This window comes from Bacillus sp. es.034 (assembly GCF_002563655.1).
GTDB lineage: Bacteria > Bacillota > Bacilli > Bacillales > Bacillaceae_B > Rossellomorea.
In genome coordinates, this window is sequence record NZ_PDIY01000001.1 from 3,399,572 (window position 1) to 3,412,417 (window position 12,846).

Genomic DNA, 12,846 nt, shown 5'->3' on the forward strand with positions numbered 1-12,846 from the left:
GTTGAATTTTAAAGGAAAAATCTTTGTATGTCATTCCATGTGACGACGAGCATGAGTACCATGAGAAGAGCGAATCCGACGAAGTGGACCATCCCTTCCATTTGACGATCTACCGGTTTTCCTCTGACCGCTTCTACGGCGAAGAATAGTAGTCTGCCTCCGTCAAGGGCCGGAATCGGTAGTAGATTCATGATTCCCAGGTTGATGCTGAGGATCGCCGCCCATCTCATCAGATAGTAAATTCCTGATTTCGCCACGACATCTGTCGATTGATAGATTCCCACAGGTCCTGATAATGCATCGATGGAAAATTCTCCAGACACAAGTTTCCCTAACAGGACGAAAATCATTTTGGTCCATTCATACGTTTGCTGGGCACTGTTGGAGACGACCTTGAGCGGCGACTTCTCCACGGGGCTGTGAACGCCTATGATGCCGATCTCTTTCCCCTCGATTTCCTGAGGTTTTGGAGTGACAGGGATTTCAGTATTTGAGCCATCCCGGTCAACATTGAATCTCAGTTCATCTCCCGGATGCTTCTGTATAATCGTCACGATATCATCCCAGGTGGAAATTTCTTTCCCGTCGATACTCATGACGACGTCATTCTTTTGAAGGCCTGCCTCTTTCGCTGCCCCGTCTTCAGTCAATTCCCCAAGGACTGGGTCGTTTGTCGGTACCCCTTGTAATAGACCGACCAGGATAAAGATAAAGAAAGCCAAAATGAAATTAAATAATGGTCCGGCAAAGATGGCCAATGCCCTTTGGGGAAGAGTCTTGGAAGCGAACTGTCGATCCCATGGGGCTATTTGCGTTTCCACACCATCTTCAATGAATACCGCACTTCGTGAAATCGGGAAGGTTTTCAATTCTTCCTCGTCTTCCTCATATCCACGGATATGCAGTCTATGTTCGAGATCCGCTTCTTCCACTTCTATAACACGAATATTAGGATAGCGATCTTTATTATTCATGACAATTTTAACGATCTTTTCATCCTGATCGAGTACAAGCCCCACACGATGACCAGCCTTGAGCTCCACCATTTCCGGATCTTCTCCCGCCATCCGCACAAAGCCTCCGAGTGGCAGTAAACGAATGGTGTAGGTTGTTTCATCCTTTTTATAAGAAAATATTTTAGGACCAAACCCTATGGCAAATTCACGGCATAGGATCCCTGCACGTTTAGCGAAGATTAGATGCCCAAGTTCATGAAAAAATACTAAAGCCCCAAAAATAACAATAAAGGCAATCACCGTTTGCAAATAAAAAACCACCTTTTTTATAACCTGTTGGTAACAGATTTAAATGTTAAAGTATCCCGTAAAATACATGTCCACTATCATTCTACGTTACAGACTGTGTAAAAATGCTAAAGACCGTTGCCTACAACCAACCTGAAACGAGTCGACGGGTCTCGAGATCTATTTCATGTATGGTTTCAAGGTCAGGTCTATGTATAACCTGGTGGGCATTCATAGCCTTTTCGATATAGGTTTCTATGTCGAGGAAGGATATTTTATTATTCAGGAACAGCGCTACGCTTGCTTCATTTGCGGCATTCAGAACCGTCGTCATACTTCCGCCGATCCTTCCGGCTTCATATGCAAAAGCCAGACAACGGAAACGGTTTAAATCCATTTTTTCAAAATGGAGTTTCCCTATTTCTACCAGATCCAGCCTTTTACCGGGTCTTTGAAGCCTGTCCGGATAGGTAAGGGCGTATTGAATGGGAACACGCATATCCGGTGTACCCAGTTGGGCCATGACAGATGAGTCATGAAATTGAATCATCGAGTGAATGATGCTTTCCCTGTGTTGCACAACGTCAATCCGGTCGTATGGGATATCGAACAACCAATGAGCCTCAATGACCTCTAACCCTTTATTCATCATGGATGCCGAGTCGATGGTGATCTTAGCCCCCATTGACCAATTTGGATGATTCAACGCTTCATGTACCGTGACACCGACCAATTCTTCCCTCGTACGATCTCTGAAACTTCCACCTGACGCCGTAATGATCAACTTTTCTATATTCTTTTCACGCTCTCCCTGAAGGGCCTGGAAGATAGCGGAATGTTCACTATCCACAGGCAAAAGGGACGTCCCTTTTGCCCTTGCTGCTTCCATGACCAGATGACCGGCTGTTACCAGGGTTTCTTTGTTGGCAATCGCAATCGTTTTCCCAGCCTCGATGGCTTGGAGTGTAGGATATAATCCTACACTCCCAAGTACCGCATTCACAAGGATATCAGCATCCTGGTGACATGCTACCTCCACTAATCCTTCATCACCATGAAGGACTTTTACAGATGAAGGAAACTCCCTCGATAATGTTTCAGCATCTTCTTTGCGCTGTACAGATACGAGCCTGGGATTGAATTCAGTGATCATCTTCCTGGCTTCTTCTATATTTTTGCCGACAGACATGGCTGTCAGTCTAAATTCTTCAGGATGTTCCCGGATGACATCCAGGGTTTGTGTCCCAATTGACCCTGTAGCCCCCATTAAGCTGATTTTCTTCAACAACTACACTCCTCCCGATTACAACCTTCCTCACCTTAACTCCATGCTATAACAGAAAGTGAAGGAGGGGAAAAACAAATAACAAGCTATCGAAACGATCCAGCATACCACCGTGGCCCGGCAGTAAATGTCCTGAATCCTTCACTTTGTAATGCCTTTTGAGAGCAGACTCCACCAAGTCCCCTACTTGCCCAAAAATAGATAGAATCGCTGTCACGATCACTAGTTTAGGTATGTTCATATCCAGATCGGTGAAAAACGTCATGATGACGCCCACAATGACGGCACAGATGATGCCGCCTACGAAGCCTTCAACGGTCTTATTCGGGCTGATTTCAGGCCATAGCTTCTTTTTCCCCATTGCCCTGCCGATGAAATAAGCGCCCGAGTCGGTTGCCCAAATGATAAATAACGCATAAAAGACAAATTGTACGCCTTCGAGACGGATTTCCATGAAATAATAGAAACCGATCCCTACATATAAAACGCTTAAAAGTGAATACGCTACATCATCAAAATTGAAGCGATTCTTGGTCGCCACTGTATACGTTAAAAATAATAACACGGCAAGAAAGGCAAGCTCAATCTTGGAGTAACCGAAATCTGTAATGACCCCGATCATTTCCGTCGGAATGAGGAATACCCATAAAAGAGCGAGGGATAACAATCCCGGGATGCTGAAAATCCATCGGCCCCTCATCTTTAAAGCTTCATATAAACTAATGGAAGCAATCAAATACATTAAAAGAATGAATGGCGTTTCGCCAAAAATGATGATTGGTAAAAATATTGCTGCCGCTACCACTGCTGTAATAATTCTTTGTTTCATTAGGATTCCTCGCTTTGTAACCCACCAAATCTTCTTGAACGACCTTGATATGCTTCGATGGCTTCAACTAAATGTTCCTTACCGAAATCCGGCCACAGTACGTCTGTGAAAAAGAACTCGGTATAAGCCAGCTGCCAAAGCATAAAGTTACTTAAGCGGATTTCTCCACTCGTTCGAATAAGCAGGTCTGGATCTTTTAAATCTTTCGTCATCAAATAACTTGAAAATAGTTCTTCGTTTAAATCACTTTCATCTAGTATTCCATTCTGGACATCTTTTAAGACATGCTTCATCGAATCGATGATTTCCGACCGGCTGCCGTAGTTCAAAGCAAAATTCAGGATCAGCCCGTCATTGTGCTTAGTTGCATCCATGGCCTTTTTAACGGCTGTTTTCGTATGGAAAGGCAAGGCCTCCTGAGAGCCCATCATCTTCACCTGAACATTTTCTTCAATCAGCTCGGGGAGAAACGTCCCGAGAAATTCCTCTGGTAATTTCATAAGGAACTCGACTTCCATTTTAGGGCGTTTCCAGTTCTCTGTAGAAAATGCATATAGGGTCAGGGCTTCAAGTCCCAGTTCATTTGCCAATTTGGTAATCCTGCGGACACACTTCATGCCTTCATGGTGTCCTGCAACCCTTGGCAATGCCCTTTTTTTGGCCCATCGTCCATTACCATCCATTATGATCGCTATATGACCCGGAATCGGGTGTTTTAGTAATTCCTGAAATCGATCATCCACTTCCTCGGAAGTTTGCTGTCGCTTCCATTGCTTAAGCTTGTTTAGCATAAAAAATCCTCCACCAACAATCCAAAAAATATTTACCTTTACTATCATATCAAAAAACAAGGAAGATATCTTTAAGAAAATAGATTATGTATTATTCATATAAATATTCGATCGTTTGTCCAGGTCGTTCGCCCAATCACGACCGGAACGAAACGAACCGCGCTATCAGAGAATAGGAAAGCTATGTCGTTTATTCTTGGCTCTCTACTAAAACAAAGGGACCGGCCCATAAGGAATATGAGTTCACTTACAGGACAGCCCCTAATGATTCGTTTATGAAAGATTACACTTCCAGCATTTCTTGTTCTTTATCTTTTGCGATGTTATCAATTTTGACGATACTTTCATCTGTCGCTTTTTGAACATCATCAGAGTAACCACGAAGATCATCTTCAGTGATGTCACCGTTCTTCTCTTTTTTCTTCAATTCATCGTTAGCATCACGGCGAATATTACGGATGGCAACCTTTGCATCTTCCGCTTCTTTTTTCACAAGCTTCACAAGTTCCTTGCGTCGCTCTTCCGTTAAGGCAGGAACGACGATACGGATGATGTTTCCATCACTTGTAGGCGTAATCCCAAGATCCGACTTCAGGATTGCCTTTTCGATGTCACCTAAAGCTGATTTGTCATAAGGCTGTATGACAAGCATACGGGCTTCAGGAATGGAGATTCCTGCTAATTGATTGACTGGTGTCGGTGCACCATAGTAATCAACCGAGATCTTATCGAGCAGGGAAGCATTGGCTCTTCCCGCACGGATGCTCGCTAACTCACGTGAGAATGTTTGAATGGCTTTTGTCATTCTTTCTTTTGCATTTGTGATGATCGTGTTTGGCATTATGATTTCCCCCTTACGATTGTACCGATATTTTCACCAGTGATGGCTCTTTTGATATTTCCATTCTCCATAATTGAGAATACAATAAGCGGAATATCATTGTCCATACATAGAGAAGATGCTGTTGAATCCATTACGGCCAAGCCTTCCTTCAGAACATCCAAATAGGATAGTTCTTCATATTTAACAGCCGTTTCGTCCTTCTTGGGATCTGCTGAATATACTCCATCTACGTTGTTCTTAGCCATAAGAATCACTTCTGCTTCGATTTCCGCCGCTCGGAGCGCAGCTGTAGTATCCGTTGAGAAGTATGGATTACCTGTACCCGCCGCAAAGATGACGACCCGTTTCTTCTCTAGATGACGGATGGCTCTGCGTCTAATGTATGGCTCTGCCACTTGGCGCATATCAATGGATGTTTGAACCCTTGTCTCGATGCCCAGCTGTTCAAGACTGTCTTGAAGAGCCAAAGAGTTCATGACGGTCGCAAGCATCCCCATATAATCAGCAGATGCACGATCCATTCCCATCTCACTGCCTATTTTACCACGCCAGATATTTCCTCCGCCAACGACAACTGCTACTTCTACATCAAGTTCAGCGATTTCTTTTACTTCTTCTGCTACATTTTTAATGACAGAAGGATTAATTCCGAAGCCATCATCACCAGCTAATGCTTCTCCACTAAGTTTAAGAACGACACGTTTGTATTTTGGAACGCTCATGGGAACCTCCGTAAAAATAGATTTTTTCTTGAAAAATAGGGAACACACTAGGTGTTCCCTACTAAATAATGTTCAACTTTAGCTGATCTTACTTGTTAACTTGATTCATTACTTCTTCAGCGAAGTTTTCTTGACGCTTTTCAAGACCTTCTCCTACTTCGTAACGAGTGAAATCAGTTAAAGTAGCTTTGTTTGCTTCCAGGTATTGACGTACTTTTTGGTCTGGATTCTTAACGAATGTTTGATCCAAAATGCAGATATCTTCAAAGTATTTCCCAAGGCGGCCTTCTACCATTTTTTCGACGATGTTTTCAGGCTTGCCTTCGTTTAGTGCTTGCTGCTTAAGTACTTCTCGCTCACGTTCTACTTCTTCAGCAGAAACCTGGTCGCGGGAAACATACTTAGGATTCAGTGCTGCAGCGTGCATCGCAACATCTTTCGCTACACTTGCGTCAGTTGTACCTTCCACTACTGTAAGAACAGCAATGCGGCCACCCATGTGCAGGTATTCACCAAACGCAGCGTTATCATCTTTCGTGCGGATCTCAAAACGACGAAGAGTGATTTTTTCTCCGATTTTTGCGATGGCAGCGTTGATGAATTCACTTACAGTTGAACCATTTGCCATTTTTTGCTCAAGAGCTTCTTCAACAGATGCCGGCTTGTTAGCAAGAAGGTGATCAGATAGTTCTTTAACAAGGTTTTGGAAGTTTTCGTTTTTCGCAACGAAATCTGTTTCTGCGTTCACTTCAAGTATGATTGCAGTGTTCCCTTCGCTTGCAATGTAAGTAGTCCCTTCAGCCGCGATACGGTCCGCTTTTTTAGCTGCTTTCGCGATTCCTTTTTCACGTAGGAAGTCAATTGCTTTGTCCATGTCTCCGCCAGTTTCTGTTAACGCCTTTTTACAATCCATCATTCCAGCGCCAGTTTTTTCACGAAGTTCTTTAACCATTTGTGCAGTAATTGCCATAGTGGGTTTCCTCCTTAGTTTGACTATGTAGACTTCAGGGACCAATAGGTATGAGTCATAAATGTACCGACACTCTTTAGAGTGCGGTACATGTGAATATTCTTTAAAAAAAGGTGATAAGGGTAAGCCCTCTTATCACCTTTCGTTGATTACTCAGCTGCTACAGCTGCTTCTTCACCTTGTTTAGCTTCTAAAATAGCATCCGCCATTTTACCTGTTAGAAGCTTAACCGCGCGGATCGCATCATCATTCGCAGGAATGACAACATCGATTTCATCCGGATCACAGTTTGTATCAACGATACCCACGATAGGGATATGAAGTTTACGAGCTTCTGCTACTGCGATACGCTCTTTACGAGGGTCGATGATGAATAATGCATCAGGTAGCGTGTTCATATCTTTGATTCCGCCTAAGAATTTCACTAAGCGCTCATGTTCTTTTTTAAGTTGTACAACTTCTTTCTTCGGAAGTACTTCAAACGTACCGTCTTCTTCCATCTTTTCGATGTTTTTAAGACGAGTGATACGTTTTTGGATTGTTTCGAAGTTTGTAAGTGTTCCACCTAACCAACGTTGGTTGATGTAGTACATACCTGCACGTTCTGCTTCTTCTTTAACAGACTCCTGTGCTTGTTTCTTTGTTCCTACGAAAAGAACTTTACCGCCGTTACCAGCTAGTTCTTTCACGAAGTTATAAGCTTCTTCAACCTTTTTAACTGTTTTTTGAAGGTCGATGATGTAGATGCCGTTACGCTCAGTGAAGATGTATCTCTTCATTTTTGGGTTCCAACGGCGAGTTTGGTGTCCGAAATGTACACCAGCTTCAAGCAATTGTTTCATAGAAATTACTGACATGTGTGTTTCCTCCTAAATGGTTTTGTTTTTCTCCTCCGTTTCCGTCATCTGGAAAGTAGAAACTATTCTAAAGAATAGCACCATCTACCCCAATCGAGAAACGTGTGTAATCACACCATGAATACTATAGCATACCTATCCCAGACAGGCAAGGACTTCCTACATAATTTGACGAAATTTCAGCAGGAGCTCGATTTCTGTTTGACCTTTCCCAAGAGATTCGGCTATTTCTTCAATAGACATCCCCTTTTGCCTTAAAGTCAATACGTTTTCCAGGAGTGGGTCTTGTTCGGATTCTTTGGTTTGATCATCGGGGTCAGGTCCTTGGTCTTTCATCTGGTTATAAGCTTGTGAAGCACGCTTATAACCTGCACCTGTCCATTTTGTGACCTTGTCAGAAGCCTCGAGGTCCTCTTGTTCGTTCGCTTCGGTATGAAGGTTTTTTTCTTGGTCGTTATGAATTTGTGTACTGAACTTTCGCATGAATTCATCATTTTCTTCTTTCATTTCAATCAGATAAGCTGAAATGATATCTTCCATTTCAACGATGATCTTTTTTTGCTCTTTTTCCATGTCTACAAAACGGTTTTGCCTTGAGTATAAAATGACGATTGAAAGCAGGGAAACGATATTTAGAAGAAAAGAAATAAAAAGTAGAAACGGAACCACGTCATCACCCTATTATGTTTTATTTAAATACTTCATTTTGCTTAGTTTATTCCGGCAAGTAAAAAGACTGCTCCCAAACGTGCATGTTACAGGGACAGTCTATCAGCGTGTATGATTGTTGGTTTATTGCACCCTCATTTTTTCACAGCATTTATGAACCAAGTAAATTTCGTAATTTGAAAATGGATTTTGAGTGAATCTGCGAAATCCTCGATGTGGACAGGCTCATGACTTCCCCGATTTCCGTCAGCGTCAGTTCTTCCTTATAGAATAAACTTAACACAAGCTGTTCTTTCTCTGAAAGAGTTAAGATCGTTTTCTCTAATTCATTCAGTTTTTCACCTTTCAATACTTCGTCTTCGGGTGAAATCGTTTTATGATCTTTTATGGAATAGTTTTGAGATTCGTGATCGTCATCCGTCAATTGCTCATCCATGGAAAGGACATTGGCAAAGAAATGCTCATTTGTTGTCTGGTATACTTCTTCAGTTGTCATTTCCAAAGAAGCGGCCACTTCCTCTGCGGTCACGTGGCGTAATAGCGTTTGTTCAAGTTCCACGGTCCTGGCCTCGATCTTCTTTGCCCGGTCCCTTGTAGACCGGGGAAGCCAGTCTTCTTTTCTCAGCCCATCAAGGATGGCCCCTCTGACCCGGAACGACGCATATGTATCAAACTTTAAATCTCTTGTAGGATCAAACTTCTGAAGTGCATCCAGTAACCCCATCAAACCAAGACTCTTAATATCTTCTCTCGAGACGTTCCTTGGCAGGCCAATGGAAATTCGCTGCACATGATACGACACAAGTGGCATGTACTTTTTCACTAACATATCTCCGGCTTCTGTATCACGACTGTTGATCCATTTCTCCCAATATTGTTGTTCATCTGTTCGAGTGGATGGTTGAGACATAAGAATCCTCCTTGCTGACTAATACTTTCATGGTATCGTTTAATGATTGCTTTTACCTGAGCAGAATGAATGACTTCACAGTTCCTTTGTACCTTCATTTACCGTACGCACCTGAAGAATCCCGGTGGACGTGAAGAATTCGATCGTTCTTCCTTTGTTGCCGCCTAAATCCTCGGAAATTACCGGCATTCCATGCTTAGAAAGGGCAACTTTAACAGCTTCCGCATTTCGTGGGCCGATCCTCATGACGTCACTCTTAGATTGAAATTGAAACATTTGTGCACCGCCGGCCATTTTGCACCGAAGTCTTTTAATGTTTGCTCCACGGTTTCTTAGTTGACCTATTAGTTCGTCGATCCCTGTGTCGGCGTATTTGGCGGGATTTGATTTTATTTCATTTCCGATCGATGAGTGAGGGAGCATCACATGGACCATCCCGGCCATCTTGAGAAAATCATCATATAAAACGACCCCGACGCACGATCCAAGGCCCGAGGTGCGAATCGAACCCTCGCCCTCGACGATATTCATATCCGCAATTCCGACCTTTACAACAGTGCTGATGCCTATCATAGACTTACACCCAATGATTGAAAAATGATTTCAAAGGATTCGGGATCCGGCAGGAGGAAAAAGTGCCCCTTCACACTTTCCGACTCCTCTACTTCCTCTTCTTTCAATGCAGTGTCTATGACGATTGCATAATCACTTACCTGGGATATTTCTAGTAAACCAAAACCGATAACAGCACCTGCCATGTCAACGGATAGAGCAGGAACGGACGGGAGAAGCTTAAGATTTGTAAAGTCCGACAGGGAGGATAAATATGAACCCGAAAGAATATTCCCCAATTCCTGCATGGCAGATAGCCCCAGTTCTGAATAAGGCGGGGCATTAAATGAGAAGGAGCGATCCTGGATCATGCTTTGGATATACATGGACGCCTGTTCCAGTGGCAATAGAAAGAACATGCTACCCGGTGCATCCCCTTCAATCCGTAAGAATACACTTACGACCACATTGTCAGGACCTCCCGCCATTTCCATCATCTCATCAAATGAAACGACTTGAACGCTCGGTACTTTCATGTCAATCTTTTTATCAAGCAGGGTGGAAAGGGCAGTCGCAGCATGCCCCGCCCCTATATTACCGATTTCTTTCAATATATCTAAATGCATCGATGATATCTTTTTTTCGTAGCCCAAACTATTCTCTCCCCTTAGATGGATTGAAGTATTTTATCTAAATGGAGAACAATCAGAAGTCGTTTGTTTTGCTTTACGACTCCGCCGATGTACTCAGCTTCGACGACTCCCACAACTTCCGGGGAGGGTTCAATCGATTCTCTGGAAACATCCAGCACATCATTGGCAGCATCCACGATCAGACCAACCTCTTTGTCCTCTAATCCTGCAATGATCACACGTGTACTGTCAGTAGGTTCTGAAACTGGTAAATCGAATCGGCTCCTTAAGTCGATGATTGGTGTCACAACCCCGCGCAGGTTGATCACCCCTTTAACATAGGAGGCAGTTCTCGGAACTCTTGTAATATGTTCGAGCTTCTCGATGGATCGCACCTGGTGCACTGGAATGGCGTATTCCTTATCCACCAATTGAAATACGATAAGCTTTAGATCTTCCACTGTATCTATGATTTCACTCATTACCCTTACCTCCTATTTTATTAACGCATTGCAATCAACGATCAGCGCTACTTGCCCGTCCCCTAAAATGGTCGCACCAGAGATCGCAAATACATCGTTCAAATAATTCCCTAAGGATTTCAATACAACTTCCTGCTGCCCAATAAAGGAATCGACGACTAACCCAGCCATTTTTTCACCTTTTCTCACTATGACAACAGAATACAATTCTTCCTCCTCAGAATGTTTCGGTACCTCAAATACATCCTCGAGGAACAGCAATGGTACGACTTTCCCTCTGAAATCGATCACTCTCTGATTATGAGCTTTCATGATTTCTTCCTTTTTCACAATTGCCGTCTCAATAATGGAAGTGAGGGGAATGGCATACTTTTCTTCTTGGATTTCCACCAGCATGACAGAAATGATGGAAAGGGTGAGCGGCAATTGGATAGAAAACAATGAACCCTGCCCTTCCGTGGAATCAATCGTAATGGAACCACCCAGAGACTCGATCGTCGCTTTTACTACATCCAATCCGACTCCCCTTCCGGATATATCCGAAATTTGTTCGGCTGTAGAGAACCCTGAAGCAAGTATCAGTTCATAGATTTGTCGATCAGTTAATGTATGAGCGGCTTCATCTGTAACGATTCCTTTCTGGATTGCTTTCTCGAGGACCCTCTCTTTGTTGATTCCTGCGCCATCGTCTTCCAGTTCGATAAACACATGATTCCCACTATGATACGCTTTCAGTTTGACGGTACCCTGTTCCGGCTTACCATTTTTCACCCGGAGTTCCGGCATTTCAATACCATGATCCAATGCGTTTCGTATCAAGTGAACAAGGGGATCACCTATTTCATCTATTACCGTTCGGTCAAGTTCTGTTTCTGCCCCGATGATATCTAATTCGATTTTTTTATTCAAATCCCGTGCAAGCTGCCTGACCATTCGTGGAAAACGATTAAATACGGTTTCAACAGGAACCATACGCATATTCAGGATGATGTTTTGCAAATCCCCTGATATTCTTGTCATTCTTTCCACTGTTTCATTTAACTCAGGATTATTCAAATCTTTGGAGATTTGTTCTAATCTCCCTCTATCAATGACCAGCTCCTCAAATAGATTCATAAGGACATCCAGTCGTTCAATATTGACACGAATCGTTTTGTTGGAAGGATTCGAATGTTTCGTCACGTTGCCGGCAGGTTTAGAAGTTTCCTGGCCTTTCTCTTCCACTTCTTTCTGAACCGGTTCTGTATGGGCATCCTCCACTTTATTCTTATTCTCGAGATGCAGGCTCGTGAGTTCCACAACAGAGACTTCGTCCACTTCAGAAACTTTACGCACCGCACTCTCTATATGTACGGCGTCTTCTTTTGACACAACGGCAATGACGAAGGATTGGTCGAATTGCTCCTCCTCAAGCTGATCTACAGTCGGAAGGGACTTGATGACTTCACCTAATTTCCCCAACACTTCAAAGACCATATACACCCTAGCAGCTTTAAGCAGGCAATCTTCCCGGAGTGTAACGGAGATTTCAAAACAACGGAATCCTTGTTCTTGGGATTGTTCGATTACCGTTTGCTCAAAGGCTTCATATTGCATGGATGATGTCTGTCTTTCAGCGGTTTCCGCCGTTGCAGCGACCTCGCTGTCAACAAGCGCTGCGTGTAGACTTTCCCCTTTTTCTATGGCCTCAAGCATCGCTACCACTTCTGTGACATCCCGCTTACCATCTCCTCCATCGGCAATGGAGAACACCATGGCTTCAAGATCATCGACGGATTTAAACACCACATCCAATATTTCAGGTGACACCTTTATTTTTTCATTCCGGATGGCATCAAGAACATTTTCCATTTTATGGGTAAGGTTTGCTAGATCCTCATATCCCATTGTGGCAGACATTCCTTTAAGGGTATGTGCTGATCGAAAGATTTCATTGACAATCGTAAGATCTTCCGGGTTTTTCTCCAATTCCAGCAATTGCTCATTGCAGGTTTGCAGATTTTCTTTACTTTCTTCTATAAACACTTCTAAGTATTGACTCAGCTCCATGTGCTCCACA

Annotated in this window: 14 protein-coding genes; all 14 read right to left on the reverse strand. The window is 43.2% G+C overall.

From position 1 onward, the window contains the following. Positions 1-8: 8 nt before the first annotated feature. Positions 9-1,265, reverse strand: coding sequence for an RIP metalloprotease RseP (gene rseP, locus ATG71_RS17310; protein WP_098440749.1), 1,257 nt, complete (start codon positions 1,263-1,265; stop codon positions 9-11). Between the two features lie 121 nt (positions 1,266-1,386). Beyond that, positions 1,387-2,529: a 1-deoxy-D-xylulose-5-phosphate reductoisomerase gene (dxr, locus tag ATG71_RS17315; RefSeq protein WP_098441888.1), complete on the reverse strand. Its 1,143-nt coding sequence runs from the start codon at positions 2,527-2,529 to the stop codon at positions 1,387-1,389. Positions 2,530-2,575: 46 nt separating this feature from the next. Further along, positions 2,576-3,358, reverse strand: a complete 783-nt coding sequence (locus ATG71_RS17320) for a phosphatidate cytidylyltransferase (protein ID WP_098440750.1) — start codon at positions 3,356-3,358, stop codon at positions 2,576-2,578. Next, complete coding sequence (locus ATG71_RS17325; protein ID WP_098440751.1) at positions 3,358-4,149, reverse strand: undecaprenyl pyrophosphate synthase; 792 nt, start codon at positions 4,147-4,149, stop codon at positions 3,358-3,360. The genes ATG71_RS17320 and ATG71_RS17325 overlap by 1 nt, the downstream gene beginning before the upstream one ends. Before the next feature lie 283 nt (positions 4,150-4,432). Then, positions 4,433-4,990, reverse strand: a complete 558-nt coding sequence (frr, locus tag ATG71_RS17330) for a ribosome recycling factor (RefSeq protein ID WP_098440752.1) — start codon at positions 4,988-4,990, stop codon at positions 4,433-4,435. Continuing rightward, complete coding sequence (gene pyrH, locus ATG71_RS17335; RefSeq protein ID WP_034760174.1) at positions 4,990-5,715, reverse strand: UMP kinase; 726 nt, start codon at positions 5,713-5,715, stop codon at positions 4,990-4,992. Before pyrH ends, frr begins: the two co-directional genes overlap by 1 nt. An 88-nt stretch (positions 5,716-5,803) precedes the next feature. After that, entirely contained in the window at positions 5,804-6,685 is an 882-nt protein-coding gene (gene tsf / locus ATG71_RS17340) for a translation elongation factor Ts (protein ID WP_098440753.1), read from the reverse strand. Positions 6,686-6,834: 149 nt separating this feature from the next. Then, the gene (gene rpsB / locus ATG71_RS17345; protein WP_034760179.1) at positions 6,835-7,542 is read right to left on the reverse strand and encodes a 30S ribosomal protein S2; all 708 of its coding nucleotides are present in this window, start codon (positions 7,540-7,542) and stop codon (positions 6,835-6,837) included. Positions 7,543-7,701: 159 nt separating this feature from the next. Beyond that, a complete protein-coding gene (locus ATG71_RS17350; protein WP_098440754.1) occupies positions 7,702-8,211 on the reverse strand; it encodes a DUF6115 domain-containing protein in 510 nt (169 codons plus the stop codon). A gap of 151 nt (positions 8,212-8,362) precedes the next feature. Beyond that, positions 8,363-9,121 (reverse strand): FliA/WhiG family RNA polymerase sigma factor, encoded by a 759-nt coding sequence (locus tag ATG71_RS17355; protein WP_098440755.1) that lies wholly within the window; start codon positions 9,119-9,121, stop codon positions 8,363-8,365. Positions 9,122-9,196: 75 nt separating this feature from the next. Beyond that, positions 9,197-9,694: a chemotaxis protein CheD gene (locus tag ATG71_RS17360; protein WP_098440756.1), complete on the reverse strand. Its 498-nt coding sequence runs from the start codon at positions 9,692-9,694 to the stop codon at positions 9,197-9,199. Beyond that, the gene (locus tag ATG71_RS17365; RefSeq protein WP_218925532.1) at positions 9,691-10,299 is read right to left on the reverse strand and encodes a chemotaxis protein CheC; all 609 of its coding nucleotides are present in this window, start codon (positions 10,297-10,299) and stop codon (positions 9,691-9,693) included. The genes ATG71_RS17360 and ATG71_RS17365 overlap by 4 nt, the downstream gene beginning before the upstream one ends. A gap of 41 nt (positions 10,300-10,340) precedes the next feature. Then, the gene (locus ATG71_RS17370; protein WP_098440758.1) at positions 10,341-10,787 is read right to left on the reverse strand and encodes a chemotaxis protein CheW; all 447 of its coding nucleotides are present in this window, start codon (positions 10,785-10,787) and stop codon (positions 10,341-10,343) included. A gap of 12 nt (positions 10,788-10,799) precedes the next feature. Continuing rightward, entirely contained in the window at positions 10,800-12,836 is a 2,037-nt protein-coding gene (locus tag ATG71_RS17375; protein WP_098440759.1) for a chemotaxis protein CheA, read from the reverse strand. Between the last annotated feature and the right edge of the window lie 10 nt (positions 12,837-12,846).

Bases quoted from the DNA above. Each gene is read 5' to 3' on its own strand.
- rpsB (WP_034760179.1), bottom strand. From the start codon at position 7,542: ATGTCAGTAATTTCTATGAAACAATTGCTTGAAGCTGGTGTACATTTC.
- ATG71_RS17360 (WP_098440756.1), bottom strand. From the start codon at position 9,694: ATGATAGGCATCAGCACTGTTGTAAAGGTCGGAATTGCGGATATGAAT.
- ATG71_RS17365 (WP_218925532.1), bottom strand. From the start codon at position 10,299: ATGCATTTAGATATATTGAAAGAAATCGGTAATATAGGGGCGGGGCAT.
- pyrH (WP_034760174.1), bottom strand. From the start codon at position 5,715: ATGAGCGTTCCAAAATACAAACGTGTCGTTCTTAAACTTAGTGGAGAA.
- ATG71_RS17320 (WP_098440750.1), bottom strand. From the start codon at position 3,358: ATGAAACAAAGAATTATTACAGCAGTGGTAGCGGCAGCAATATTTTTA.
- frr (WP_098440752.1), bottom strand. From the start codon at position 4,990: ATGCCAAACACGATCATCACAAATGCAAAAGAAAGAATGACAAAAGCC.
- ATG71_RS17370 (WP_098440758.1), bottom strand. From the start codon at position 10,787: ATGAGTGAAATCATAGATACAGTGGAAGATCTAAAGCTTATCGTATTT.
- tsf (WP_098440753.1), bottom strand. From the start codon at position 6,685: ATGGCAATTACTGCACAAATGGTTAAAGAACTTCGTGAAAAAACTGGC.
- ATG71_RS17375 (WP_098440759.1), bottom strand. From the start codon at position 12,836: ATGGAGCTGAGTCAATACTTAGAAGTGTTTATAGAAGAAAGTAAAGAA.
- ATG71_RS17325 (WP_098440751.1), bottom strand. From the start codon at position 4,149: ATGCTAAACAAGCTTAAGCAATGGAAGCGACAGCAAACTTCCGAGGAA.
- ATG71_RS17355 (WP_098440755.1), bottom strand. From the start codon at position 9,121: ATGTCTCAACCATCCACTCGAACAGATGAACAACAATATTGGGAGAAA.